Source organism: Bacillus sp. NPDC057893, from assembly GCF_042796455.1.
Lineage (GTDB): Bacteria > Bacillota > Bacilli > Bacillales > Bacillaceae_G > Bacillus_A.
Window position 1 is genome coordinate 908,938 of the sequence record NZ_JBHVNG010000002.1, and the last position, 26,964, is coordinate 935,901.

22 protein-coding genes are annotated in these 26,964 nt (G+C 34.5%); 15 read left to right on the forward strand and 7 right to left on the reverse strand.

Annotation, left to right across the window (positions count from 1 at the left end; translation table 11 throughout):
- Positions 1–10 precede the first annotated feature (10 nt).
- The gene (locus ACFVQC_RS13505) at positions 11–694 is read left to right on the forward strand and encodes a prolipoprotein diacylglyceryl transferase family protein (RefSeq protein WP_377898479.1); all 684 of its coding nucleotides are present in this window, start codon (positions 11–13) and stop codon (positions 692–694) included.
- Between the two features lie 59 nt (positions 695–753).
- Here the strand turns inward: ACFVQC_RS13505 and ACFVQC_RS13510 are convergent, their stop codons facing one another.
- Positions 754–1,299, reverse strand: a complete 546-nt coding sequence (locus ACFVQC_RS13510; protein ID WP_377898480.1) for a helix-turn-helix domain-containing protein — start codon at positions 1,297–1,299, stop codon at positions 754–756.
- A 143-nt stretch (positions 1,300–1,442) separates the two neighbouring features.
- Between ACFVQC_RS13510 and ACFVQC_RS13515 the strand changes: the two genes are divergently transcribed.
- Together ACFVQC_RS13515 and ACFVQC_RS13520 are read left to right on the forward strand one after the other, a co-directional pair.
- Complete coding sequence (locus ACFVQC_RS13515; protein WP_377898481.1) at positions 1,443–2,777, forward strand: D-serine ammonia-lyase; 1,335 nt, start codon at positions 1,443–1,445, stop codon at positions 2,775–2,777.
- Positions 2,778–3,706: 929 nt separating this feature from the next.
- Positions 3,707–4,954: a DUF445 domain-containing protein gene (locus ACFVQC_RS13520; protein ID WP_377893662.1), complete on the forward strand. Its 1,248-nt coding sequence runs from the start codon at positions 3,707–3,709 to the stop codon at positions 4,952–4,954.
- A gap of 30 nt (positions 4,955–4,984) precedes the next feature.
- Here the strand turns inward: ACFVQC_RS13520 and exsE are convergent, their stop codons facing one another.
- The 4 genes from exsE to ACFVQC_RS13540 are packed head-to-tail and all read right to left on the reverse strand — an operon-like array spanning position 4,985 to position 7,986.
- Positions 4,985–5,941, reverse strand: a complete 957-nt coding sequence (gene exsE, locus ACFVQC_RS13525) for an exosporium protein ExsE (protein WP_377898482.1) — start codon at positions 5,939–5,941, stop codon at positions 4,985–4,987.
- Positions 5,938–7,008, reverse strand: coding sequence for a hypothetical protein (locus tag ACFVQC_RS13530; RefSeq protein ID WP_377893658.1), 1,071 nt, complete (start codon positions 7,006–7,008; stop codon positions 5,938–5,940). The genes exsE and ACFVQC_RS13530 overlap by 4 nt, the downstream gene beginning before the upstream one ends.
- Positions 7,001–7,444: a hypothetical protein gene (locus ACFVQC_RS13535; protein ID WP_377893657.1), complete on the reverse strand. Its 444-nt coding sequence runs from the start codon at positions 7,442–7,444 to the stop codon at positions 7,001–7,003. Before ACFVQC_RS13535 ends, ACFVQC_RS13530 begins: the two co-directional genes overlap by 8 nt.
- On the reverse strand, positions 7,441–7,986 hold the full coding sequence (locus tag ACFVQC_RS13540; protein ID WP_377898664.1) for an RNA polymerase sigma factor: 546 nt from the start codon (positions 7,984–7,986) through the stop codon (positions 7,441–7,443). Before ACFVQC_RS13540 ends, ACFVQC_RS13535 begins: the two co-directional genes overlap by 4 nt.
- A gap of 219 nt (positions 7,987–8,205) precedes the next feature.
- On the opposite strand from ACFVQC_RS13540, the gene ACFVQC_RS13545 reads away from it, so the two are divergent.
- From ACFVQC_RS13545 to ACFVQC_RS13565, 5 genes are all read left to right on the forward strand, one after another.
- Complete coding sequence (locus ACFVQC_RS13545; RefSeq protein ID WP_377898483.1) at positions 8,206–8,844, forward strand: response regulator; 639 nt, start codon at positions 8,206–8,208, stop codon at positions 8,842–8,844.
- A gap of 4 nt (positions 8,845–8,848) precedes the next feature.
- A complete protein-coding gene (locus tag ACFVQC_RS13550) occupies positions 8,849–9,949 on the forward strand; it encodes a sensor histidine kinase (protein WP_377893655.1) in 1,101 nt (366 codons plus the stop codon).
- 136 nt (positions 9,950–10,085) lie between these two features.
- Positions 10,086–11,024 (forward strand): ABC transporter ATP-binding protein, encoded by a 939-nt coding sequence (locus tag ACFVQC_RS13555; RefSeq protein WP_002148977.1) that lies wholly within the window; start codon positions 10,086–10,088, stop codon positions 11,022–11,024.
- 36 nt (positions 11,025–11,060) lie between these two features.
- Positions 11,061–12,170 (forward strand): ABC transporter permease, encoded by a 1,110-nt coding sequence (locus tag ACFVQC_RS13560; protein WP_377893654.1) that lies wholly within the window; start codon positions 11,061–11,063, stop codon positions 12,168–12,170.
- 1 nt (position 12,171) lies between these two features.
- Positions 12,172–13,317 (forward strand): ABC transporter permease, encoded by a 1,146-nt coding sequence (locus tag ACFVQC_RS13565; RefSeq protein WP_377893652.1) that lies wholly within the window; start codon positions 12,172–12,174, stop codon positions 13,315–13,317.
- Between the two features lie 44 nt (positions 13,318–13,361).
- On the opposite strand, the gene ACFVQC_RS13570 is transcribed toward ACFVQC_RS13565, so the two are convergent.
- The gene (locus ACFVQC_RS13570; RefSeq protein ID WP_377893650.1) at positions 13,362–14,300 is read right to left on the reverse strand and encodes an esterase/lipase family protein; all 939 of its coding nucleotides are present in this window, start codon (positions 14,298–14,300) and stop codon (positions 13,362–13,364) included.
- A 118-nt stretch (positions 14,301–14,418) separates the two neighbouring features.
- On the opposite strand from ACFVQC_RS13570, the gene cls reads away from it, so the two are divergent.
- The gene (gene cls, locus ACFVQC_RS13575) at positions 14,419–15,630 is read left to right on the forward strand and encodes a cardiolipin synthase (RefSeq protein WP_377893648.1); all 1,212 of its coding nucleotides are present in this window, start codon (positions 14,419–14,421) and stop codon (positions 15,628–15,630) included.
- A 57-nt stretch (positions 15,631–15,687) separates the two neighbouring features.
- Here cls and pyrH read toward each other — a convergent pair whose 3' ends face one another.
- Positions 15,688–16,428 (reverse strand): UMP kinase, encoded by a 741-nt coding sequence (gene pyrH / locus ACFVQC_RS13580; RefSeq protein ID WP_377893647.1) that lies wholly within the window; start codon positions 16,426–16,428, stop codon positions 15,688–15,690.
- Positions 16,429–16,806: 378 nt separating this feature from the next.
- On the opposite strand from pyrH, the gene ACFVQC_RS13585 reads away from it, so the two are divergent.
- From ACFVQC_RS13585 to ACFVQC_RS13610, 6 genes are all read left to right on the forward strand, one after another.
- Positions 16,807–18,078, forward strand: coding sequence for a cation:dicarboxylate symporter family transporter (locus ACFVQC_RS13585; RefSeq protein ID WP_377893645.1), 1,272 nt, complete (start codon positions 16,807–16,809; stop codon positions 18,076–18,078).
- 24 nt (positions 18,079–18,102) lie between these two features.
- Positions 18,103–19,542, forward strand: coding sequence for an aspartate ammonia-lyase (gene aspA, locus ACFVQC_RS13590; protein WP_078180912.1), 1,440 nt, complete (start codon positions 18,103–18,105; stop codon positions 19,540–19,542).
- A 74-nt stretch (positions 19,543–19,616) separates the two neighbouring features.
- On the forward strand, positions 19,617–21,329 hold the full coding sequence (gene malS, locus ACFVQC_RS13595; protein ID WP_377893643.1) for an oxaloacetate-decarboxylating malate dehydrogenase: 1,713 nt from the start codon (positions 19,617–19,619) through the stop codon (positions 21,327–21,329).
- Between the two features lie 65 nt (positions 21,330–21,394).
- On the forward strand, positions 21,395–22,693 hold the full coding sequence (locus ACFVQC_RS13600) for a sensor histidine kinase (RefSeq protein ID WP_377893641.1): 1,299 nt from the start codon (positions 21,395–21,397) through the stop codon (positions 22,691–22,693).
- Between the two features lie 2 nt (positions 22,694–22,695).
- Positions 22,696–23,628, forward strand: coding sequence for a response regulator (locus tag ACFVQC_RS13605; RefSeq protein WP_377893639.1), 933 nt, complete (start codon positions 22,696–22,698; stop codon positions 23,626–23,628).
- 119 nt (positions 23,629–23,747) lie between these two features.
- A complete protein-coding gene (locus tag ACFVQC_RS13610) occupies positions 23,748–26,954 on the forward strand; it encodes an SNF2 helicase associated domain-containing protein (protein WP_377898484.1) in 3,207 nt (1,068 codons plus the stop codon).
- Positions 26,955–26,964 lie beyond the last annotated feature (10 nt).

Below are 26,964 nucleotides of genomic sequence, written 5' to 3' on the forward strand. Positions count from 1 at the left end.
GGATTTCATAGTGATGGAGTGGATGGTGAGGTTACAACCAGTTTCTATTATAATAGGAAGTCTATTTGGATTTACTCTGATGAAACTAAGGATGAAAAAGCAAAATATTCAATATGAAAAAATGATGGATGCAGTAACGAATGGTCTTCTCATCATTGTATTCATATGGAAATTCGCACCGGCAATTTTAAATCCAGTATGGGCCATTGGGGCGCCAATGCAAGCTTTATTAGCTGTAGGAAGTATTCAACATATTATAGTAGGTTTTATTATGGCTAGTATATACATTGTTTGGAAAAGTAAAAAAGAGCAATTTTCTCTTCGAATTTTACTTGATACATTACCCTTTGGATTGTGTGTGTGTATTATCTTTTATTTTCTATTCCATCAAGAAGTAGGTATACAAACGACACTGCCATGGGGGATGAAAATATATGAATCAAAATTTTTGTATCATCCTATTTTCATGTATGAGATTATACTCGCACTGGGTATAATTGGTTCGTTATGGATTAAAAATGAAAGATTAGGAAATGGAAAGAATATAAGCTTCTTTTTAATTTCCGAGGGAATTGCTCATATCATTATTTCACTTATTAATGAACAAAATTCAGTTCTATTTGGTCTTTCAATACAGCAAATACTCAGTTTTTGTGTTATTAGTTTAGGGATTTTGTTAGTACCAAAAAAATAAAAATAGCCATGTACGGAGAGCATCCTCCATGCATGGCTATTTTTTTATCATCATATGAATTAAAAAATCGGCGGAGTAACAGAAAATAAAACAATCGCATTTTTCTCGAATTGATTTACCCATTTATGTTTTAAATAAGCTGGTATTTTTACGCTATCACCAGTTTCTAATGTGTACTCTTCTTCATTTAAGTGCAATGTGATTTTCCCGTCTAATACAAATGCTAGCTCTTCTCCTTTATGTTCTAGAACATTTTCTGATGAAGCAGTATTTGGAGGAACAGTCATAATTACTGTTGCTAAATTTCCTGTGAAATCAGGTGATAGCATTTCATATGATAAATTATCGATAATCATTTTCTTACGTTTATGAGAGCGTACGATTAAATCATCTGTATTTGTTTCTTCAAGTAAAAAGCTAAACGTTGGAACATCAAGTGCTTTTGCGAGTACCTTTAATGTTTGAATAGAAGGGTTAGCAGAACCACGTTCAATTTGACTTAACATAGATGGTGTGATTTCAGCCATATTTGCTAGTTCTTTACTAGTTAAACCTTTTGCTTTTCTTTGCTTTTCAATTTTTTTGCCAATATCTATATTTTCCATAGAAGATTCTCCTTAATGATTATTAAATTAAATTTAAATAAATTAAATTAAAATTAACTAAAACTACATTTTATGTTAAACTATATTAAAATTAATTATAATTTATTGTATGACGAGCTACAAGGATATGAGGAGGAAACAGAATGAAGGAAATAGGGGCATTAAAAGCAGAGTACCCATTAGTTAACAAGCTTATTGCAACAGAAGAAGTATTTTGGGTAAACCCGAATATAGAAAATTATGAAACAGCGATAAAGGGTTCACCACTAAATGAAGAAAATGTAAAAGATGCGGAAGAGAGGTTAAAGCGCTTTGCATCATATATTGCAAAAGTTTTTCCTGAGACGAAAGAGACGAGCGGCATTATAGAATCACCTTTAGTGAAAATACCTGCTATGAAGCAGTCTTTAGAGAAGAAATACGGGCAACCTATATTAGGGGAATTATTATTAAAGTGTGATAGTCAACTTCCGATATCAGGATCAATTAAAGCTAGGGGCGGCATTTATGAAGTGTTGAAACATGCTGAGCAATTGGCACTTCAGCATGGAATGTTAACAGAGAAAGATGATTATTCAATTTTAGATAGTGATAGATTTAGAGGTTTTTTTGCGAAGTATTCAATTGCAGTAGGTTCTACTGGAAATTTAGGGCTTAGCATCGGTATTATGAGTGCGAAATTAGGTTTCAATGTGACGGTTCATATGTCAGCAGACGCCAAAGAATGGAAAAAAGATTTATTAAGAAGTAAAAATGTAAATGTTATTGAATATGAAGCTGATTATAGTAAAGCAGTAGAGGAAGGAAGACTGCAAGCAGAAGCTGATCCTAGCTGTTATTTTGTAGATGATGAAAATTCACATGATTTATTTTTAGGATATGCAGTAGCAGCGTCTCGTTTACAAAAACAATTAGAAGAGTTAGAGATTGTAGTAGATGAAGAACACCCTTTATTCGTTTATCTCCCGTGCGGGGTAGGTGGTGGGCCTGGCGGAGTAGCATTCGGCTTAAAGTTATTGTACAAAGACAATGTGCATTGTTTCTTTGCTGAACCGACACATTCCCCGTGTATGTTACTCGGTTTAATGACAGGGCTTCACGATAAAATTGCCGTTCAAGATATCGGTATTGATAATGTAACGGATGCGGATGGGCTTGCAGTAGGAAGACCGTCTGGATTTGTCGGTAAAACGATGGAACCATTTTTGAGTGGAAATTACACAGTAAGTGATGAAGAGTTGTATAGATTATTAAAAGAACTGGCTGATACTGAAAATATTTATTTAGAGCCTTCGGCGTTAGCGGGTATGATAGGACCGTTGAATGTATGTAAAGCTGAAAATGAGTATTTACAAAAACAACAGTTAACAGAGAAGGTGAAGAAAGGTACTCATATTGTGTGGGGAACTGGTGGGAGTATGGTTCCGGAAGACGTGATGAATGGGTATTATAAGAAAGGTTTTGAATTAACAATATAAGAAAAATGAGGCTAGTTGTAGCCTCATTTTTTATTTATATGGTATATCTAAAAAGTCATGGATGAAAATAGGGAGGAGTAAATTATTATTCCGAGTGTAAATAAAAGCGGATAGCAAATGTCCAACAAGACCAGAGTTTACCCAGTCACCTATTCCTTAAGGAGTGTCTCCTAAAATTATAGGGATAAATGAATGAGCAATCCCGAAAAATTGGCCAAAGGTAGCCTCTAAATATAATTTCCTCTTCGAAACCAATATTAATTAAATAGTAATAGAGGTAATAGAACATTTCTAATTGAAATCCATTTTCTTTTATTTATATACGTATATAAATAAAAGAAATACACCAATTAAGAGGGAAGATTTCAATCCCTTTTTTCTAAAACCAATACTTGATAACGTTTGTTTCGATTTTTTCAAGATGAAGAGTAATAAGATTACGATAGGTATTTGATGTAAAGTAATTCCTAAAATCGCATAGAGACACGGGTGTGAGATCGAAAAGTGTGAATGTTTCATTGATGGAGAATGCCAAAAGTTCATTAGAAAATAAAAGTATGCCAAATAAATAGCGATAAAGAAAATAGCAATTAAACCATCTTTTTTGTTTGAAAACTGAAATGTTTCACCTTGGAATATACTTTTTTTGAGAATAGATAATTTGTTGGAAAACATCTTCAATCGTTCCTATCTATTATGGGATTATATAGATAGTTTAACGTATAGAATTATGCAGAGGGTGTTATGATTTTGAAAAAAATGTAAAAATTTAACCTGAATGATTTTAAGGTATGTGAAAGGTAGGCTTGAAGTATTATAAATTCTTTGTTATTTTCACAATAGTTCTTTATAGTATATATAAAGGATAACTAATATCAAATAAATATAACAAAAAGCTTTATTTTACATAATAAGAGGATGTGTATACGATGTCATTGCAGACTAAATATATAGCGGGTATTTCGCTTGGGGTTATGGGCGTAGGTTTTGCGGCTTCGATCCCTTTTCAAGGAACGGTAGCTGGGGAGATTATTCAAGGGGGATTTGAAGCTGGGTTAGTTGGTGGACTTGCGGATTGGTTTGCGGTTACAGCTTTATTCCGTCATCCGTTGGGAATCCCAATTCCGCATACAGCTTTATTACCTAAAAATCGGAAGCGGGTAACAAAGGGGCTCGTTTCTACGTTAGAAAATGAATGGCTGACGAAGGAAAGTATTACAAGTAAAGTGAAAGAAATGCAGTTAGCACAAATGGTGCTGCAAATTGCTGAGAAAGAGTTACAATCAGATGCTGTGAAAAAAGGAATTGTAACAATTGCGGAGAAAGCGATTCTTCAAATAGATACAGAAAAATTAGCTGTTATTATTGAAAAAGAATTAAAAACGTATTTGCATACAATTAACACAAGTAACATTTTACAAGTGCTTGTTGATCAATTAGTTGTGCAAGAATATGATGAAAAGACACTTGATTACATACTAGTAAAGGTGAAAGATTGGACAGCGCAAGATGAAGCTCGTTATCAGCTCGGAAGCTTAGGAATGAAGGCGATGGAAAATATAAAAGTAGATGGATTCTTGCAGTTTACTTTGAAATCATTTATGAATATTGTAGATGAAGATAAAATTGGAGGCATTTTGCAGAAATTTATTATTAGCAATATTAACAGCTTACAAGATGCTGATAATAGCACAAGACAACTTATATTAGCGAAGATTCGTCAAGAAATTATAAATGTGAAAGAAAATGAAGCTTTACTACAGGAATTAGAAAATTGGAAAGAAAAGTGGATTGCAAATTGGGATGCTACTGACAAAATAAAAGAGATGCTGGAGCAAGTACAACAAAGAGCAGTTACCTTTGTAAACAATGAAGAATTTGCTGATAAATATGTTATTCCATTTTTAAAAACACAAATGAATAAAATAAAAGAAGACGAAGTGACGGTTCAAAAAATAGAAGATTGGTTACAAAAGCAAGTTGTCACACTTGTTGAAAAGAATCATTCGAAAATCGGAAAACTTGTGCAAGAAAACCTTGATAAACTAGACGATAAAACATTAATTGAAATGATTGAAAATAACGTCGGTAAAGATTTGCAGTGGATCCGAGTGAACGGGGCTGTGTGCGGATTTATGATTGGGTTAATTTTAGAAGGAATTAAAGCGATTATATGAGAAAAACCTTCCACAATTGTGGAAGGTTTCTTATTTTTCGATAACACTCATATTTATATTGTAAGCTTTCTCAATATTTAATTTGTACGTCCCATTTCCTGTTTTTATCGAGTTTTTATACCAATGCTCTTGCCCGTTTAATTCTGGATTTTCTTCTGAAGAATTATTTTCTTTTTTCGTTAAATCTTCTACTTGTTCCCAAGGTGTGTTCCCGTGAGCTTCTTTTTTGTTTGTTATGGCGATTAAAGATACATCACTTTCTTTTACTAAATGAACAGATACATTTGAACTTTCTTGTACAAACCAATTATTTTGTAATTGACCTGGATAAAGAGATAGCTCGTTATTTGAAGCTCGAATCTCTACATTTTTATTTTGCGGAAGAACGAGTGTTTGTTTCACCTGTGGTGCTGAGTTAAATAACGTATGCTGAACTGGTAATGATTTTAAAGTTACATACATCGTTTCTCCAGCTGTTTGAATTGAAAGGAAATCCTCTTGTTTTAAATTGATTTTTTCATTTGCTTTCGTCGTCATTTCATATGTTCCAAGAAGATGAATTTGATTTGTATCATTTCCCTCTATTGTTAGAGGGTGATGCCCCGCATCCACTACGATTTTTTTGATAGATTCAGGTATATCAAGTTGTCCGTCTGGAATATTACTCGTTTGCCTAGTTGTGTTAATAGAATGACGAACTTCTTCTAGTAATCCAGTTGATAATAAACAGTAAAAAGCAATTCCAACACTTCCTAAAACTCCGATAAAGAAAATACTAAAAATATCATATTTAATAAATGAATGTTCCTTCTTAGCAAATAGAAGGTATAGTAAAATTTCAGCGCCAAGTATGATAAGTAAAACAGGCCACCATGCTGTTAATGTATCCAATACTTGAGTGCCCTTAATGACTGAAAATAGTAAGAAACAACCTAATGTAATAATGGAAAGCCCCATTGAGAATGTTCCAACGCGCCATGTTCTCATTCTTTTGTACCACCTTTGTTTTCTTTATTTCCAAGTAATAATTTAAAGCCGCCACCAATTAAAAGGAGAGCAACGATAGAGGTTTGGAAATAGCGATAATATATTTCGCTAAGATGAATATTAAATATAGTTACAAAATAATCATTCAAAATAGGAAGGACTGTTTGATCTAATAAATAATAACCACCGAGTGTAATTAACCCAATGCCGATCCATCTTTGATGATTTATAAAATAATCGATAATTGGTTCGTCATGAACTCGTTCTTTTCCGTATTTTGCTGTTTGCTGTAAAGCATCAAAAAAGCTATAAAACCAAATGATTGGTACTAAAAATAAAAACGCAGAGAGTCGTAATAAATCGAGTAAATAAATAGATAGTAAAAAGGCTGCCATAAGCTGAAGGCCACGACGTTGTAAGCCTAAATACATATGTCCTGCTCCAGGAAACATCGCTAAAATAGAAGCGAATGTTTTACTTTTCTTTCCTTGTTCTCGATGCTCTTCAAAGTCTTCAAAAATAGTACGATCAACTAATTGCTCGCCACGTTCTTTTTTCTGAAGTTGTTGAACAACGTCGAAGAAGTTATAAATCCATAAAACAGGTAACGTAATAAGGAAGATAAGGAAACTTCCTTGAGATGTTAATAATGTAACAAATATAATCATGCTGCCTAAGCCTGCGCAAGCGACTAAAAATGTAAGACCTCGTTGCATAAGCCCTAATTGGAAATGTCCAAGTCCAGGGATGACGGATAAGAGAATGATATAAAATCGTTCGCTCTCTTTAGAGGACTCTGTAAATTGTCCGGCTGCTTGTTTTTTCGATTGATTTATAATAGTGAAAATTAAATCCATTAAGTTGATTACCCATAACATTGCTAGTAAAAATAAAGAAAGAAAAGCAATATTACGCTCTCCTAATGCTATTGTACAAAATGCTGCAAAGATAAATAGAAATAAAGATCCTCCGCTATATAGAATGAAACGTCCAATCTTCTTTAAATATAGATGTCCAAGCCCAGGAATTAGCCCTAACACAAGCGCTAAAAAAGGGTTTTTATTCATGCTTTAAACCTCCGTCCTTTTTTGATGTGTGCACTGTTTTGTTTACAATTTGTTGTGAGATGGAAGTCTCATTATGTCTCGAAGATTTTTCGAAATTAGATGTCGCTGTGAAAATATAATGAAATAAACCACTTACCATAAAAATAATTGTAGCCGCAGTCGCAATGATGTAATGAATGATTGTGCGCTTTAGCTGGTTCGATTTCATAGTTTCATTAGATTGTAGCGTTTCAAAATTAATTTGTGCCATAACTTCGTTTGCAAATGAATCATCATTTATCATTGGAAGGTTTTCATTTTGTTCATCAATACTTTCCATATAAATTGCTAAACAATGATCACATTCATAGAGATGTTCTTCCATAGATTCACGTTTATTGTTTGATATAAAATCTAATGTATAATTGCGCCAATCTTCTTTTGAATAATGCATCATAGAAACTCTTCCTCCTTCCAATGTTTTTTAATCCATTTTCTTGCCCTATACAGTTTCATTTCGACTGTTTTCACTTCGATGTTTTCTTGCAATGCAATTTCTTGATAGCTTTTTTCCTCTAAGTAATGTGCGAGAACGACGTCACGGTAATTCTCAGGAAGTTCTCTTAGTTTTTGAGCAATCAATAGTCTTTGCTCTTTCGTCAATAATAAAGCTTCGATATTATGAGAAGACTTTATATTTTCTTCAGTTTCTTTACATAAGGAGAGTTCGTCGTTTTCTCTAGCGTTCTTCCTCTTATAATCAATAGCGTGATTGGTAGCAATACGTGCCATCCACGTTTTTAATCCGCGAAATTGATAATTAGGGAGAGAGGCGTGAATTTTTACGAATACTTCTTGTGTCACATCTTTAGCATCTTCTTCATGTCTTAAAATAGAAAATATAACTTGGAAAATATAATGACGATACGTTTGTACAAGGATGCGAAAAGCATGCTCACTTCCTTGCTGTGCTTTTTCAATTAATTGTTTTTCCTCAATCGCTTTCTCCCTCCTTTTTGACGCATTCTATTATATAGACGTAAGAAACGATAAGTCACCCTACACATGTTATAAAAAAAGAATAATATATTTTTAGCAGGAGGGCTATATGAAAAAGGTGTGAAAAAATGGTAAAGAGAAGTATATAATGAGCAAGAAGGAAATGTTACACAGAGAAAGGATGTGAATGTTAGTAGGGGAAAGGCCATACTAACAAACATGAAAATTAAAATATTAATAGCCGATGATAATTCTTTTATTAGAGAAGGCATGAAAATTATTTTAAATACATACGAAGAGTTCGAAGTGTTAGATACTGTAAATGATGGAAAAGAGGCTGTAGCGTATTGTAAAAAGCATGAAGTTGATATTGCTCTTTTAGATGTTCGTATGCCAAACATGAACGGGGTAGCGGCGACGAAGTTAATTTGTGAAGAGACAAAAACGAAGCCTCTCATTTTAACGACATTTGATGATGATGAATATATTTTGGACGCAGTAAAAAACGGAGCGAAAGGTTATTTATTAAAAAATAATGATCCAGAGCGTATTCGTGATGCAATAAAAGGTGTATATAACGGCCAAACTGTTATGCAAGATGTAGTGCTTGATAAAATTAAGTCTAATTTAATGGAAAGTAAAGAGGAAGAATCTAAAATTGATAAGAGTCTTTTTACAGAAAGAGAGCTTAGTATTATCGCACTAATTGCGAAAGGTTTCTCAAATAAAGAAATTTCGAAGCAACTTTTCATATCTGAAGGAACAATCGCAAATTATATTACATCAGTTTTGGGGAAAACTGGACTAGAACATCGCACGCAAATTGCGATTTATTACTTAACAGGGAAAGTAGATTAATGTTATGGAATTTTGGTTAACTGTAAGTAAATTAATTGTCTTTTTATATATAGTGTTCAGCTACATTCATTTAAATGTTACGAACTTACCATGGATTATACTTACTTTACTTATATACCTTTCTATAAATGTGATGATTTCTATATTGAAAAAAGATACGTACAATAAGATTTTAATCTGCGTATCAGTTGGCGTAGTTATGTTATTTACGTGGAGGGTTCATCCGTTTTTTATTTTGTTTTTACCTTTGAACTTATATGAAATTGCAAATTATTATATAGAAAAGAAATGGTTAATCTTTTTCATTATGGTCCTTCCTATTATTTTTATAGGTGAAGGTATTCAAATGACGTATGGACTTATTAGTGTATTTTGTTTTTTTTCCTTAACGATAGCCCACTGCTATATAGCGCGATTATTAAAACTCGAAATGCAAAATGATAAAATGAGAAAAGACATACAAAGACTTACGAAAAGTTTAAATGAAAATAAAGATTACATAAGGCAATCAGAATACACATTTAAGTTAGAGGAGAGAAATCGATTATCTCAAGAAATTCATGATAAAATTGGTCACTCGATGACGGGTGCACTTATTCAAATGGAAGCAGCAAAGAGATTAATGGAAATAGATAAAGTGAAATCTGCTGAGTTATTACAAAATGCAATTCATATTTCGAAAGATGGGATTGAAAGCATTCGGATTACATTAAAAAATATGAAGCCACCAACAGAGCAAATTGGCATTCATCGTATGAAATTGTTCATAGAGGAATTTGCCGGTAAGCATGATGTGAACATTCCTTTCGTATATAAAGGAAACTTAGATATGATTTCTCCAATTCAGTGGAAGATTATCGGTGAAAATGTTACGGAGGCGTTAACAAATACGATGAAATATGCTGACGCGACAGTCATCTCAATAGATATTCATGTACTTAACAAGGTGGTTAAAGTACAAGTGAAGGATAATGGTAAGGGGGCAGCTCTTATTAAAAAAGGCCTTGGTATTATGGGGATGGAGGAGCGAACAGCGTCTGTAAACGGTAAAATTATTGTAGATGGGACAAGTGGTTTTTCAGTAACAATGTTGTTGCCGATATAAGGGAATGGGGCGAGGATGAATCATCTCATATGAAAAAAGTGAATAATCTCATGTGAAAAGAATGAACTTCTGCACTGAGCAGGTTCATTCTTTTTGTTTATAATAACAGTAGAGAAACCGAAATAGGGGTGAAATGATGAACACATTGGAAATTAAAAATTTAACGAAAAAATTTGGTGATTTCATCGCGGTAGATAATATGTCTTTATCTATTAAAGAAGGAGAAATATTTGGATTTTTAGGGTCGAATGGTGCTGGTAAGAGTACAACAATTAATATGATTGCTGGCTTGTTAAGAAGTAATGAAGGTGAAATTAGCATACTAGGAAAAAATATAAAGAAACATAATCGATTTGCGAAAATGAACATCGGTATTGTTCCGCAAGATATAGCAATATACGAAGAGCTAACTGCCTATGAAAATGTGAAATTCTTTGCCGGATTGTACGGATTGAGAGGTGCTGAACTAAAAGCGAGAGTAGAGGAAGCACTTCAATTTGTGGGGCTTAGTGATAAACATAAAAGTTACCCGAAAAACTTTTCTGGCGGGATGAAAAGAAGGCTGAATATCGCTTGTGCAATCGCTCATAGACCGAAGTTAATTATTATGGATGAGCCGACAGTTGGAATCGATCCGCAGTCAAGAAACTATATTCTTCAGTCTGTCCGAAAACTAAATGAAATGGGAAGTACAATTATTTATACGAGTCACTACATGGAAGAGGTAGAAGAAATTTGTACGAAAATTGCAATTGTTGATCACGGTAAAGTGATTGCAGAAGGAACGAAAGAACAGTTAAAAGCGATTATTACCGATACGAAAGACATTTGGATTGAAGTGAAGTCAGTAGAAAATCTAGACGTTGAAAAATTAAAAGAGATAAACGGTGTGAAAGCTGTTCAAATTGAAGAGAACGTAATTAAAGTAAATTCTGATGCAGGATTAAATAATTTAAATAAAATTATTCAACACTTTATTAATCATGATATTGAAATTCGTTCATTAGAAGAGCAGGCTCCGAATTTAGAAACAGTATTCCTTACATTGACCGGAAGAAACTTACGAGATAAATAAAGTGATTGTAAGAATAGGAAAAGGGAGGTTCATCGATTGAACATCTTCAATATTGCAGTTATGCACATTAAAAGAGATTTCAGGGACGTAAGAACTTTAGTTTTTATGTTAGCATTTCCGATTGTGCTTATGCTTGTATTAGGAACAGCGTTAAGTAACGCATTTAATAGCGATAGTCATTCGATTAAAGATATACAAGTGCTTTATAAAGATAAAGCGGGAAGCACGTTTTCTCAATCATTTGAAGCATTTACGAAAGAGGTCGATAAATCGGGTATCCATTTTAAAAAAGCTTCCGAAGGTATAGATGGGAAAGAAGAAGTGAAGCAAAATAAATATGCTGCATATGTAGAATTGAATAAAGATGGTGCGACATTTTACGGAAGCGACAGAAGTAGTATTGAAGGAAGTATTGTTGAAGGAATGCTTACGACATTTGTTGATAAGTACAATGTAGCGGCAGAAGTTGCAAAAGTAGATCCAAGTAAGGTTAGCACAGTTATTTCAAATGGAAATCATAATGATTATATTAAAGAAACATCTTTACAAGCTGCTAAAAAACCAGGTTCTATGGATTACTATGCGGTTGTAATGACGACGATGATAGCACTGTATGCTGCAATGGGGGCGAGTTTTTTAATTCGAGGAGAACGAGTACGTAAAACAGGAGATCGTTTAATTGCAGCACCTATAAGTAAGGCTGAAATTTTCATTGGGAAAGTGCTCGGTAGTCTTGTAGCAAATGCACTTTGTCTATTACTCGTCGTTATATTTAGTAAATTTGTTTTTCAAGCGAATTGGGGCGACCATCTTGGAATTATATTTATTATTTTACTAACAGAAGTCTTTCTAGCAATTAGCTTCGGTTTAGGGATCGGATATATTACAAAAACAGGTGAGGCATCTAGAGCAATTATTATGGTTGTTGTGCAATTAGCTTCTATTTTTGGTGGTGCTTATTTCGTAGTGGAAGAAAATGTCGTTACGAATTTATCGCCATTAACGTGGGCCAACACAGCCATTATGAAAATTATTTATGCAAATGACATAGGAGCAGCACTGCCGGTTATTTCTTTAAATCTTGGAATTTCAGCAATCTTTTTATTAATTGCGATTATCGCATTACGTAGACGGGAGGGGCTGTAATATGAAAGATATTTTATGGCTCATACGAAAAACATTAGCTGCGCTTTTAAAAAATAAAAAAGGATTATTGCTTATTGTAAGTTTGCCGATAATAGGAACACTCATTTCTTTTTCAATATATGGGAATGTAGGGCAAGGAACGTTAAATATTGGGGTTATAAATAAAGAAAATCAGCCTATCGCAAATGATACAGTGAAATTTTTAGAAGGACTCAATCATGTAAATATTAGTAAAATTAAGGAATCTGAAGTGGAAGATAAACTCACTTCAAAAAAACTTGATGGTGTTGTTACATTACAGTCTGGTTTTTCCGAAAGTGTTCGAGCAGGGAAACCGAGTCATATTGAAGTTTCATCGATTAAAGGTGATCAAGTAACAGTATTTATAAAATCATATTTATATAACTATGTTGATAATATCACTGCGATTAGTAAAGTGGCAGGGGCGGATCAAAGTACGTTTGATAGTATGTACGCTGGTTATCAAAAAGGTTCATTTAAAGTAAAAGCAGAGACACTTGAAGATACTTCGAAAAATAAGGATATGACAAATCAAACGATTGGTTATCTTATCATGTTTATGCTATTTTCGGCAGCGAATTTATCTGGAATTATTTTAAAAGAAAAAGAGAACAGAACGTATTTTAGATTATTATCGACACCGATAGATGGAAAGAAATTTATATTATCTAATGTCGCGGTGAATATGATTATACTAACAGTGCAAATTGTAATTGCCGTATTATTTATGAAGTATGTTTTTCATACAAATATAAATATGCCTTTCACAGTGATGATTGGTGTACTCATGATATTTGCTTTAATCGCAATTGGTTTATCTTTAGTAATTGTGTCTTTTGCGAAAAATTCAACTGCTTCAAATGCGATGCAAAATGTCGTCATTGTACCGACATGTTTATTAGCGGGATGCTATTTCCCATATGATATCATGCCGAAAACGGTACAAAAAATAGCTAATTTTTTACCGCAACGCTGGCTAATGGACACGATTACGAAATTACAGCAAGGAATTCCGTTTTCAGATTTGTATTTAAATATTTTAATCTTATTCGCCTTTGCGATAGCATTCTTCTTAATTGCGATTTATAAGTTTGGAAGAAATAATGATGCAAGGAACTTCATTTAATGAAAAGGTGTGGCGCAATGCCACACCTTTTTTGTATTCGTAATTTAAAGTATCTTTTGTAATATAGGAATGCTTTTGTAGAGCACTTCGTTATGTGAAGCATGCACAACATATCTATTTCCCTCTAGAAGAAAAACGCTATGTAGAACAGCGTTACCATCACCATGTTTTGTAAGTACATCACCGACGACTTTTCCGTCTGTCCATTCCAGTTTTGAATGTGAAGGGACGACTTGTAAATATTGAATCGTTTCTACTCCATCTCCTGCAATGAGTGTAGTTTCAATATTTCTTTTCTCTATAATAAATCTATTTGCATTTAATGTATCGAGGAATGGATTTTTCGTTTTCATCTTGTTATAAGGAAGAAATGTAATAGAAGAGCCGGATCTTATAAATAAATAATTTCCGTAATCTTTACAAGGAATAACATCTTGTAATCCTGGAAAGTAACGGTGTATCGCTTCAACTCTATTCATTTTGTGTAAGGTGCTTACGTAGTGAATGTATTGTTCCATATAAAAATGAACGATATTTATTTTAGAAGATGTATGTACTGGGAGAGCACCTCCAGTCCAATAACTATAATTGGGGGGAGATCCAGCGTTTGGTGTACAGAGTATAATAAGTTGCTCCACATCATTTTCATATTCTTCACTTTGAACGTAAGAACGTGCAAGAAGTCCACCCATACTATGACAAACTAAATTTAGTTTGTCGCACCCTGTAAATTTTTTAACATAGGCAATTGTTTTTAATAAATATTTTTGAGTGGAAAAAGCAATACGCTGACGCCAGTCATAAAAACAGATAAACAAGTTTTTATTTCGTTCATAGCCGATACTTTCTAACATCATAATGAATGGTTCATAAATAAACGAAGAAAGCCCAAAGTTCCAATTACCGGTACCAGGAATAATAATATTACTCATTGAACCGAAAAGTCCTGGGATAAAAACAATAGGGATTTTTCCTTTTCTCATACTCTTCTCTCCTTTACCTGTTTAACATCGATAAAAATTAAGAACTACATTTCGTATGAAAACATATTTAAATGAAACACTACGGAGTAGAACGTAAATTGAGCGGAAGGAAATTAAAATGATTAAAAAAATATTGCGAGTTACTTCTATTATTATTGCTATTTTCGTTTTTATTTTAATTTGGATGCATATCGATGTTATCCTCGGCAGGAAAATGGAAGTTGGGAAAAATATGCCGACAGAGTATGCACCTCATTATAGTGACTTTCAATTATATGTAGAAGGAAAGTCGTTTTATAAACAGTTGTTTACGGACGTAAAGGAAGCAAAACAATCTATTTATACTTACTTTTATATTCTCTCTGATGACAAAAGTAGTCATACATTTTTAAACTTATTAAAAGAAAAAGCGAAAGAAGGAGTAAACGTATACTTATCGGTGGATTTAATTAATGATTTATCTTTTGAAAGAAAGATGAAAAACGAATTGCGGGAAAGTGGTGTACATTTTACATATAGTAGAAAACCTGAATTACCATTCGGATTTTATTCTCTTCATCATCGGAATCATCGCCGTATTACAACGATTGATGGGGAAATTGGTTATACGGGTGGATTTAATATGGGAGATGAATATTTAGGGAAAGATAAACGATTTGGATATTGGCGTGACTATCATGTGCGGATAAGAGGAGAAGGAGCAAAAGATTTAGAAGAACAGTTCGCTTTAGATTGGAAACGAGATGCGAAAGAAGATATAAAGAGAAGTACAAATAAGCCTAGTAAAGGGAATACATTACATACTATGGCCAGTTACAATGGGCATCATGTTGCTGAAAAATATGTAGAGTTAATAAAACAAGCGAAGCATTCGATTGTCATTACAACACCTTATTTTATAGCGAGAAATAAAGAATTAATGAATGCTCTAATTGGAGCACAAAAACGTGGTGTTACAGTAAAAATCCTTTGGTCATATAAACCAGATATTCCTCTCATTAAAGAGGCGGCATATCCATACATACGTCAAGCTGTTAATAATGGGATTACGGTATACGGTTATAAAAAAGGGATGTTTCACGGAAAGTTAATGCTAATTGATAATGAATTAACTGTTATCGGTACAACAAACATTACTGCACGTAGTTTCTATATAAATGATGAGATGAATTTATATATTCATGGTGGACAAATTGTAGCACAAGTTAACGAAGCGCTAACGCAAGACTTTCATGATTCGAAAAAGATGACAAAAACGTTTTTTGATAACTTATCTTTTTGGGAGCGGTGTAAGGAGAAAGTGGCGGGATTGGTGGATTTTTATTTATGATGATTAATGAGGAAAGGGTGTCTACAAAAGACACCCTTCTGTTGATAGGAAAAATTATTATTCATGCACAAGCATCGAAGCATCATCATTAATCAATGTCCCTACATGTTCTCCTAAACATATTTTCTTCATCACTCCAGGCTCATCAAAGTTAAATACATGTGCCGGCAAATTGTAGTCCCGAGCAAGTAATAAAGCCGCCTGGTCCATTACTTGTATGTTCTGCCTAACAACATCGTTATAGTTCAGTTTTCTATACATTTTCGCTGATTTATTATGTTTTGGATCACTTGTAAAGACACCGTCTACTCCTTGTTTTGCTACTAAAATGGCGTCACTATTCATCTCAATGGCTCTTTGTACACTTGGGTAATCTGTCGTAACGAATGGCTGCCCGTTACCGCCTCCAAAAATGATGATATAACCGTTATCTAAATGGTGGACTGCGCGTAGGCGAATATAAGGCTCAGCTACTGCATTAAAAGGGATGGAAGTCATAACGCGTACTTCTTTATCAGTTTTGCTAGTTAGAACGCCGCGAAGCATTAAACTATTAATAATTGTACCTAAAGTACCAATATTATCAGCTTCTACACGGTCAATTCCCCATTCCTCAGCTAGATGCCCTCTAAAAATGTTACCGCCGCCAATGACGATGGAGACCTCGATACCTAAATCAACAATCGATAAAATTTCATTTGCAATATGTTCTAATCGTTTGGAGTTAAAGCTATTTCCCGATTGATCGGCAAGTGCTCCGCCGCTTAATTTAATTAAGACACGTTTATATGGCTTCATAACAATTCCCCCTATATAGATTGCAATAAAAAAGGAACAAAGGCGAATGCCTTTGTTCCTTTTTAAGAAAATGAAATAGAAAAGAAATAGATATGATGAACTTCTTCACGTGATTTTTCATAACATCCACTCCTTTTCATCTCCATTTATTTTGAATACGTATATCTTTTAGATTATACGAAATAATCTGATGTTTTATCAAGGTTATTTTATTTCTTTTTTATAAAAAGTGTCAATGAATATTATAAGAAAAAAATTCGAATTTTTTGTGACAAACTTGTAGGTTTTTGTATGATTTTGTAGGTTCGCCTATATGATGTGTCAGTAAGCTTTTATAAATACGAAATGAAAGCGTTCGCATGAAGGGGATGAACATAAATGAAAAAATTCGGATTGGCAACACAAATTTTTGTCGCACTTGTTTTAGGGATTGTAGTAGGGGCAATCTTTTATGGCAATAAAACGGCGATTTCTTATATCACACCAATTGGGGATATATTTATTCACTTAATTAAAATGATTGTAGTACCGATTGTTATTTCAGCATTAATTGTTGCGGTAGCTGGTGTAGGAGATATGAAAAAGCTTGGGAAACTGGGCGGTAAGACAATTCTTTATTTCGAGATCATTACGACGATTGCTATTTTAATGGGATTACTCGCAGCGAATATATTCCAACCAGGTACTGGCGTTGATATGGATAATTTACAGCAAAGTGATATTTCTTCTTATAAACAAACAGCAGATGCTACAGAGAAGAAAGGTTTTGCTGAAACGATTGTTCATATTGTACCGAAAAATATATTTGAGTCTATTACACAAGGTGACTTATTACCGATTATATTCTTCTCAGTACTATTCGGTTTAGGAGTTGCGGCAATTGGAGAAAAAGGAAAGCCTGTTTTTAACTTTTTTGAAGGTGTACTCGAAGCGATGTTTTGGGTTACAAATCAAGTTATGAAATTTGCACCATTTGGTGTATTCGCATTAATTGCTGTTACGGTTGCAAAATTTGGTGTGTCCACACTACTTCCTTTAGGAAAACTAGTGCTAGCTGTATACGTAACTGTTATACTATTCGTTGTGATTGTATTAGGTATTAATGCACGAATGGTAGGAGTAAACATTTTTACATTAATGAAAATTTTAAAAGAAGAACTTATTCTTTCATTTACGACAGCAAGTTCAGAAGCTGTTTTACCTAATATAATGAGAAAGATGGAAGAGTTCGGTTGTCCAAAGGCAGTTGCCTCTTTCGTAATTCCGACAGGTTATACATTTAACTTGACTGGGTCAGCTATTTATCAAGCGTTAGCGGCATTGTTTGTTGCACAAATGTACGGTATACACATGTCACTGACAGAGCAAATAACGTTATTATTCGTTCTCATGTTAACATCCAAAGGTATGGCAGGAGTTCCAGGGGCATCATTCGTTGTTGTATTAGCAACGTTAGGATCAATGGGATTACCGCTAGAAGGCATCGCATTAATTGCGGGAATTGACCGTATTTTAGATATGATTCGCTCAGCTGTCAATGTATTAGGAAATGCATTAGCTGCCATTGTTATGTCGAAGTGGGAAGGCGAATTCGATGATGAGAAAGCAAAACAATATGTAGAAACAGTCAAACAAACAAAAGCAGCATAAGAAATCGTTAAGGAGTGAAGAATCATGGCAACATTAACTGAAGCTAAAAATGGAGTACGAATTGAAAAAGATTTTTTAGGTGAAAAAGAAGTGCCAAATTATGCGTACTACGGTGTACAAACAATGCGTGCAGTAGAGAATTTCCCAATTACAGGATACAAAGTCCATGAAGGTTTAATTAAAGCGTTAGCAATTGTAAAAAAGGCGGCAGCACTTGCTAATGCAGATGTAGGAAGATTGGAATTGAAAAAGGGTGGTGCTATCGCAGAAGCATCACAAGAAATCCTTGAGGGGAAATGGCATGATCATTTCATCGTTGATCCAATTCAAGGTGGTGCAGGAACTTCAATGAATATGAACGCAAATGAAGTCATTGCCAATCGTGCCCTTGAATTATTAGGAATGGAAAAGGGAGACTATGATTATATTAGTCCAAACAGTCATGTAAATATGGCACAATCAACAAACGATGCATTCCCAACAGCGATTCATATTGCAACATTAAATGCATTAGAAGGCTTATTACAAACAATGGGTTATATGCATGATGTATTTGAATTAAAAGCAGAACAGTTCGATCATGTTATTAAAATGGGTCGTACACATTTACAAGATGCTGTGCCAATTCGTCTTGGACAAGAATTTAAAGCATATTCCCGCGTACTTGAACGTGACATGAAACGTATCAAGCAATCACGTCAACATTTATATGAAGTGAATATGGGAGCAACTGCAGTTGGTACAGGCTTAAATGCAGATCCAGAATATATTGAAGCAGTTGTAAAACATTTAGCTACAATTAGTGAACTACCACTTGTTGGTGCAGAAGATTTAGTAGATGCAACCCAAAATACGGATGCGTACACTGAAGTATCTGCAGCACTTAAAGTATGTATGATGAATATGTCTAAAATTGCGAACGATCTTCGTCTAATGGCATCAGGTCCACGCGTTGGATTAGCAGAAATTATGTTACCAGCTCGTCAACCAGGTTCATCTATTATGCCAGGGAAAGTAAACCCTGTTATGCCAGAAGTAATTAATCAAATTGCGTTCCAAGTAATTGGTAACGACCATACAATTTGCCTTGCTTCAGAAGCAGGACAATTAGAATTAAATGTTATGGAACCAGTACTTGTTTTCAACTTACTTCAATCTATTAGCATTATGAATAACGGTTTCCGTGCCTTTACAGATAATTGCTTAAAAGGAATTGAAGCGAATGAAGATCGCTTAAAAGAGTACGTTGAGAAGAGTGTAGGAATTATTACAGCCGTGAACCCTCATATCGGCTATGAAGCAGCGGCTCGCGTTGCGAAAGAAGCAATTGCGACAGGGCAATCAGTTCGAGAACTATGTGTGAAAAATGGTGTATTGTCACAAGCAGAATTAGAGTTAATTCTAGATCCATTCGAAATGACACACCCAGGGATTGCAGGAGCAACTCTTTTAAAGAAAAATTAAAAGAAGAGGGGGACAATCCCCTCTTTTTTGTTTACAATATAGAAATGTTATATATGAATAGAGGTAGGGATGTTATGAGTAAGTTTACAGTGGATTCTAATGGTTCGTTAGAAACGACATTAAGAGGAGCAGAAGTATTATCAACACCACTTTTAAATAAAGGGGTAGCTTTCACGCAAGAAGAAAGAGAAGAATTAGGTTTAAAAGGGTTATTACCGCCAGCAGTTTTAACGCTAGATGAACAAGCGCGTAGAGCGTATGAGCAATTTTGTTCTCAGCCGGATGATTTATTAAAGAATGTATACTTAACAGCGTTACATGATCGAAATGAAGTATTATTTTATCGTATTTTAACAGAGCATTTACGTGAAATGTTACCAATCGTATATACACCTACTGTTGGTGTAGCAATTCAAAGATATAGCCATGAATATCGTAAACCACGCGGTGTTTATTTATCAGTTAACGATCCTTCAGGTATTGAAGAAGCGTTCTCAAATATCGGTGCAACAGCTGAAAATATTGACTTAGTCGTTGTAACAGATGGAGAAGGCATATTAGGAATTGGTGACTGGGGTGTTGGTGGTATTAACATTGCGATTGGAAAGTTAGCTGTTTATACGGCCGCAGTTGGAATCGATCCTAGTCGCGTGTTACCTGTAATTTTAGATGTAGGTACAAACCGTGAGGATCTATTAAACAATCCGTTTTATATTGGAAATCGCCATCCACGTGTAACTGGTGAAGATTACGATGAATTTATTGATACATTTGTACAAGCTGTAGGCAATAAGTTCCCGAAAGCACTTTTACATTGGGAGGACTTCAGTTCTCGTAATGCACGAAAAATTTTAGATAAATATCGTCATGACGTATGTACGTTTAATGATGACATTCAAGGTACAGGTGCAGTTTCACTTGCTGCAGTATTATCGGCAGTGAAAGCTTCTGGTGTACCTTTAAATGAACACCGAGTAGTTGTGTTTGGTGCGGGTACAGCTGGAATCGGTATCGCAGATCAAGTGAGAGATGCGCTGGTTCGCGTAGGATTATCAGAGCAAGAAGCACATGAGCGTTTCTGGTGTATTGACCGTAACGGGTTAATTACAGATAATATGGAAGATCTTCTTGATTTCCAAGTTCCATATGCAAGAAAAGAAGCTGAAGTGAAGGATTGGAAACAAAGTGATGCTATCGGACTTGCTGAAGTTGTGAAACATGTAAAACCGACAATTTTAATCGGTACATCAACTGTTGCTGGTGCATTCAAAGAAGAGATTATTAAAGAAATGGCTTCTCATGTAGAAAGACCAATTATTTTACCAATGTCGAATCCAACGCCACTTGCTGAAGCGAAACCAGTAGATTTAATCGAGTGGACAGAAGGAAGAGCGTTAGTTGCAACAGGAAGTCCGTTTGATCCAGTTACATACAATGGTGTAACGTATGTTATAGGGCAATCAAATAACGCACTTATTTTCCCAGGGCTTGGTCTTGGTACAATTGTTGTGCGTGCAAGCGTAATGACAGACGGTATGTTTGCGGCGGCAGCAGAAGCGGTTGCAAGTATGGTAGATACAAGTCAGCCAGGTGCACCGATCTTACCAGAAGTGGAAGAGTTACGTAATATCTCTGAAATGGTTGCAATTGAAGTAGCGAAAGTTGCAGTTGCAGAAGGTGTTGCTAGAGAGAACTTAAGTGATAACGATATCAAAATTGCAGTGAAAGAATCAATATGGAAGCCTGAGTATCGTCAAATAAAAGCGGTAGAAAAGGTTAGAATATAGAAAAAAAGCCCGTTTATTATAATAAGCGGGCTTTCCGTTTACATTCTTGAAAAAATACATAGGAAGTGGCATCTTTGAATTGGAATCAATTATGGAAGAAAGATATATCTCTTTTAATTATTTTAATGATTGTTGTCCCAATTGCTGGAGAGCTAAATTTTCATCCTTTCAACGATACGTTTCGCGTTAGCTTTGGGACACCGCTTTTCTTCTTTTTATTACTATTTTTAAGAAGAATACCAGCGGCGGTTGCAGGTATTCTGGCCGGAATATCTGTAGTCTTATTCCGTGTATGTCTTGACTGGGTGTTGCAAGGGTCTTTTTATATGACAGAATCATTTTATTTGCGCTATCCTGTGTTCTTTTATTATTTTATTTATGGAAGTCTTTTTTCGCTTTGTAGGGTGAATAAGTTCCATCAGAAGCCAATTATAATTGGCTACCTTGGGATTACAATTGAAATTATTGCAAGTATGTCAGAACTTGCAATTTATCATATGGTAGTACTTGGTACCACGATAACAATTTCTGAAGTGAATAAGCTAATCATTATTGCTATTTTCCGTAGTTTCTTTGCGCTTGGTTTTTTAAATATGATGAATTTATATGAAACGAAATTAAAAGAATCACAAGTTCGAAAAGAAAATGAAAATATGTTGATGCATCTTTCTAACTTATATGTGGAATCTGTTCATTTGAAAAAAACGTTACAAAATGCGGAGTTAATTACACAAGAAGCGTATCAATTATATCGGAATTTACAAGCGAACGATGATTCAAGTAGTAAAACAGCATTGAAAATAGCGGGAGAAGTGCACGAAATAAAAAAGGATAATCAAAGGATTTTTGCGGGATTATCTAAACTGTTATTAGATAAAAATGTAGCTGAGTATGTAGAAGGACATGAGCTTGCGGAAATGATTGTGAGAATAAATGAGAAGTACGCTGAAATGTTGGAAAAAGAAATACGTTTTTCTAAACATATTGAAGGTGAGCATGCAGAATATCATGTGTATACGGTCTTATCAATTTTTAATAATTTAGTTGCAAATGCGGTTGAAGCAATTGAGGGTAGTGGTGCTATCATTATTAAGTTATATAAACTTGATAAACGTATATTTTTTGAAGTAATTGACGATGGGCCTGGTATTGTACAAAAATATAAGAAATTAGTATTTAAACCTGGATTTACTTCGAAGTATGATCAAACGGGAACACCATCAACAGGAATTGGACTTTCTTACATAAACGAAATGGTAACAGAGCTCGGAGGAGAAGTAAGATTGGAAGACCTGGAAACTGGCAGAGGGTGTAAGTTTGTAGTTTGTTTACCGGAGTGCAGTTTAAAGCAGGAAGGGGAATAAAGGTGTTTTATTATATCGTAGATGATGATGAAGTTTTCCGATCCATGCTTTCACAAATTATTGAAGATGGCGATCTTGGGGAAGTAATTGGAGAATCGGAAGACGGAGCTTTTATTGAAGCAGATCAACTAAATTTTAAAAAAGTAGATATTTTATTTATTGATTTATTAATGCCCATGCGAGATGGGATTGAAACAGTTCGCCATATTGCATCCTCTTTTTCAGGGAAAATCATTATGATCTCTCAAGTTGAATCGAAACAGCTTATTGGTGAGGCGTATACACTTGGTGTTGAATATTATATTACAAAACCATTGAATAAAATTGAGGTTATATCTGTTGTACGTAAAGTAATGGAACGTATTCGTTTAGAGCGCTCTATACATGATATTCAAAAATCATTGAATAACGTTTTCAAGTGGGAACAGCCGCAAGTTCGAAATGAGCCAATGCAAGAAGGAAAAAGAATAGCAGATTCAGGGCGCTATTTATTATCAGAACTTGGTATAGCGGGAGAGAATGGGAGTAAAGATTTACTTAGTATGCTGGAATATTTATATGGACAAGAAAAAGCACAAACATTTGAATTTGGATTTCCTGCTTTAAAAGATATCTTTCACCATATAACTATAAGGAAATTAGAGAGTATAGCTTCAGATACACATATAGATAAGGAGAGAAAAGCATCTGAACAAAGGGTACGTAGAGCGATTTATCAATCGTTAAATCACTTAGCTTCCCTTGGATTAACAGACTTTTCAAATCCGAAATTTGAAAGCTATGCTCCGAAATTTTTTGATTTCACTGTAGTTAGAAAACGAATGACAGAAATGACAAAGGAAGAAGTAGCAACTTCTGGACATACGCGAATTAATACGAAAAAGTTTATTCAAGTGTTGTATTTTGAGGCGAAACGGTTGATGGAGATAGAGTGAAAAAAGGTGCTTATAAATGAGCATCTTTTTTTATTAAATCTACATTTTATATTTTCTCGTAGAGCATGTAAAATGTTAGTTAAGAGAAACTGGTTTTAAATTAAGGAAGTGTCAAAACAATGGGTTTTACATTAAATAAATCGATTATTAAAGAAGTATGCGGAGAGACCTCATATAAAAGAGGCGAAGCTTATTATAAATCAAATAAAGTAATAATAAATCATTATGATGAAAATAAAGAAATTTGCGAGGCGACGGTAAAAGGGAACGAAGATTTTCATGTTACAGTAGAAAAAGCTAAAAAAGGTGATGTTGTTGCGAAATGTAGTTGTCCTTCATTAGCGTCTTTTCAAACGTACTGTCAACATGTTGCGGCAGTATTGATACAAATAAATTATAATCAGCAAACCGGTGGAATGTTGCCTATTAGTAGCGGAAACATGAGCAAAAATGAACAATTAACAAGCGGGATGTTTCAGTTGTTTGCAGAACAACCACTGAGGCCAAAAAGTAAACAACACCGTTTTGATACACGTGAAATACTTGATATTGAGTTTAATTGTACACCAGTAGTTACGAAAAATGGTGGGGCACTTCTTGGGGTTCAGTTGAAGATCGCCAAAACGTATTTCGTAAATCATATTAGAGAATTTCTTTCTAAAGTGGAGAAAAGAGAGGCTTTTAATTGTTCTAATGAATTTACATACACACCAGATGTACATAGCTTCAAGCAAGAAACGGATGCGATTATTCAGCAACTTATTAAAATGTATCATAATGAAAAAATGTATGAAGATACACTAGAAGTACACGCAAAACAAGATGATAGCATGATTTTAATACCGCCAGCTTCGTGGATGGATATGCTTTCTTTACTTTCTAAAACTGTGTGTGTGAGACTTAATCAAGATGGACAATCTTTTCACGGTTTACAAATTTCAAAAGGACTACTGCCTTTACATTTTGAGTTTAATAAAGGGAGTAACGGTGGGTTTACACTTTATATTGACGGCTTACAACAAGTAGAAGTAATGGATACGTATAGTTATGCTCTATTTGGAGGGAAACTGTATCAGTTGAATGCTGAGGATTGTAAGCGGCTTATCGAATTACAAAAAATGATGAATCGTTCTAGTAGTAACCAATTGTATATTCCAGCAGATAAGATGGAACACTTTGTAGCAAAAGTTGTACCAGGATTAATGAAGCTTGGTACTGTGCGAATTGATGAAGTAATATCAAATCGTGTTGAAACGCCTTCGCTAAAAGCAAAATTATATTTAGATCGAGTGAAAAATCGCTTGTTAGCAGGTCTCGAATTTCATTATGGAAACGTCGTGATTAATCCGTTAGAAGAGGATGGGCAGCCATCTGTTTTTAATCGTGATGAGAAAAAGGAAAAAGAGATTTTAGACATTATGAGTGAAAGTGCCTTTGCAAAGACAGAAGGCGGTTATTTTATGCATAATGAAGAAGCTGAGTATAACTTTTTATATCACGCTGTTCCAACGTTAAAAGGTTTAGTTGATATTTATGCGACGACAGCAATCAAATTACGAATTCATAAAGGAGATACAGCTCCTCTTATAAGAGTTAGAAGGAAAGAGAGAATTGATTGGTTATCATTTCGCTTTGATATAAAGGGTATTCCGGAGGCAGAAATCAAAGGGGTATTAGTCGCTCTTGAGGAGAAACGAAAATATTATCGTTTAGCAAGTGGTGCTCTACTATCACTTGAGAGTAAAGAGTTTAATGATATTAATCAGTTTATAAAAGAATCTAGTATTCGAAAAGAATTTTTAAAGGGCGAAGAAATAGATGCCCCTCTTATTCGTAGTGTGAAATGGATGAATTCATTGCAAGAAGGAAACGTATTAAGTTTAGATGAGTCTGTTCAAGAATTGGTAGAGAACATTCAAAACCCTAAAAAGCTGAAGTTTGCGGTGCCAAGTGGCTTAGATGCGATAATGAGAGAGTATCAAACATACGGATTCCAGTGGATGAAAACACTTGCCTATTATCGTTTTGGCGGCATTTTAGCTGATGATATGGGACTAGGGAAAACGTTGCAAAGTATTGCTTTTATAGACTCTGTTTTGCCGGAGATTCGAGAGAAGAAACTGCCTATATTAGTTGTTTCTCCGTCTTCCCTTGTCTACAACTGGCTTAGCGAGTTGAAAAAATTCGCTCCGCATATTAGAGCAGTTATTGCCGATGGAAACCAAGTAGAGCGCCGAAAACTTTTAAAAGATGTAACGAAATTTGATGTAGTGATTACGTCATATCCTTTACTTAGAAGAGATATAAGATTATATGCAAGACCGTTTCATACGTTATTTCTTGATGAAGCACAGGCGTTTAAAAATCATACGACGCAAACTGCGAAGGCAGTAAAAACGATTCAAGCAGAGTACCGTTTTGGATTAACGGGAACACCTGTAGAGAATTCATTAGAAGAGCTATGGTCTATCTTCCACGTTGTCTTCCCAGAATTATTACCGGGAAGAAAAGAGTTCAGTGATTTAAGACGTGAAGATATTGCGAAGCGCATAAAGCCTTTCGTGTTAAGAAGGTTAAAGGGAGATGTATTACACGAACTCCCAGAAAAAATAGAGCACTTACAATCATCAGAACTATTACCGGACCAAAAAAGGCTCTATGCCGCTTATTTAGCAAAGTTAAGAGAAGAAACGTTAAAACATCTGGATAAAGATACGTTACGTAAAAATAAAATTCGGGTTTTAGCTGGTTTAACGAGGCTTCGGCAAATTTGTTGTCATCCTGCTTTATTTGTTGATGATTACAAAGGAGGTTCAGCTAAATTTGAGCAGTTGTTAGAAATTTTAGAGGAATGCAGAAGTACAGGGAAGAGAATTCTTATATTTTCTCAATTTACGAAGATGCTTTCAATAATCGGACGTGAATTAAATCGTCAAGCAGTTTCATACTTTTATTTAGACGGGAGTACACCAGCGCAAGAACGTGTAGAGCTATGTAATCGGTTTAACGAAGGAGAAGGGGATCTATTTCTTATTTCGTTAAAAGCTGGTGGCACAGGACTAAATTTAACAGGTGCAGATACAGTTATATTGTACGACTTGTGGTGGAATCCAGCTGTTGAACAACAAGCAGCGGATAGAGCGTATCGAATGGGACAAAAAAATACAGTGCAAGTGATTAAGTTAGTAGCACATGGAACAATTGAAGAAAAAATGCACGAGTTACAAGAGAGTAAGAAAAATTTAATCGCTGAAATTATCGAGCCAGGAGAAGAGAAGTTATCTTCTATTACGGAGGAAGAAATCCGTGATATTCTTATGATTTAGTATGGAAAAA

What these genes read in the sequence shown, in the direction of transcription:
- ACFVQC_RS13510 (WP_377898480.1), bottom strand. Translation starts at nt 1,299, where the DNA reads ATGGAAAATATAGATATTGGCAAAAAAATTGAAAAGCAAAGAAAAGCA.
- ACFVQC_RS13515 (WP_377898481.1), top strand. Translation starts at nt 1,443, where the DNA reads ATGAAGGAAATAGGGGCATTAAAAGCAGAGTACCCATTAGTTAACAAG.
- ACFVQC_RS13520 (WP_377893662.1), top strand. Translation starts at nt 3,707, where the DNA reads ATGTCATTGCAGACTAAATATATAGCGGGTATTTCGCTTGGGGTTATG.
- exsE (WP_377898482.1), bottom strand. Translation starts at nt 5,941, where the DNA reads ATGAGAACATGGCGCGTTGGAACATTCTCAATGGGGCTTTCCATTATT.
- ACFVQC_RS13530 (WP_377893658.1), bottom strand. Translation starts at nt 7,008, where the DNA reads ATGAATAAAAACCCTTTTTTAGCGCTTGTGTTAGGGCTAATTCCTGGG.
- ACFVQC_RS13535 (WP_377893657.1), bottom strand. Translation starts at nt 7,444, where the DNA reads ATGATGCATTATTCAAAAGAAGATTGGCGCAATTATACATTAGATTTT.
- ACFVQC_RS13545 (WP_377898483.1), top strand. Translation starts at nt 8,206, where the DNA reads ATGAAAATTAAAATATTAATAGCCGATGATAATTCTTTTATTAGAGAA.
- ACFVQC_RS13550 (WP_377893655.1), top strand. Translation starts at nt 8,849, where the DNA reads ATGGAATTTTGGTTAACTGTAAGTAAATTAATTGTCTTTTTATATATA.
- ACFVQC_RS13555 (WP_002148977.1), top strand. Translation starts at nt 10,086, where the DNA reads ATGAACACATTGGAAATTAAAAATTTAACGAAAAAATTTGGTGATTTC.
- ACFVQC_RS13565 (WP_377893652.1), top strand. Translation starts at nt 12,172, where the DNA reads ATGAAAGATATTTTATGGCTCATACGAAAAACATTAGCTGCGCTTTTA.
- ACFVQC_RS13570 (WP_377893650.1), bottom strand. Translation starts at nt 14,300, where the DNA reads ATGAGAAAAGGAAAAATCCCTATTGTTTTTATCCCAGGACTTTTCGGT.
- cls (WP_377893648.1), top strand. Translation starts at nt 14,419, where the DNA reads ATGATTAAAAAAATATTGCGAGTTACTTCTATTATTATTGCTATTTTC.
- pyrH (WP_377893647.1), bottom strand. Translation starts at nt 16,428, where the DNA reads ATGAAGCCATATAAACGTGTCTTAATTAAATTAAGCGGCGGAGCACTT.
- ACFVQC_RS13585 (WP_377893645.1), top strand. Translation starts at nt 16,807, where the DNA reads ATGAAAAAATTCGGATTGGCAACACAAATTTTTGTCGCACTTGTTTTA.
- aspA (WP_078180912.1), top strand. Translation starts at nt 18,103, where the DNA reads ATGGCAACATTAACTGAAGCTAAAAATGGAGTACGAATTGAAAAAGAT.
- malS (WP_377893643.1), top strand. Translation starts at nt 19,617, where the DNA reads ATGAGTAAGTTTACAGTGGATTCTAATGGTTCGTTAGAAACGACATTA.
- ACFVQC_RS13610 (WP_377898484.1), top strand. Translation starts at nt 23,748, where the DNA reads ATGGGTTTTACATTAAATAAATCGATTATTAAAGAAGTATGCGGAGAG.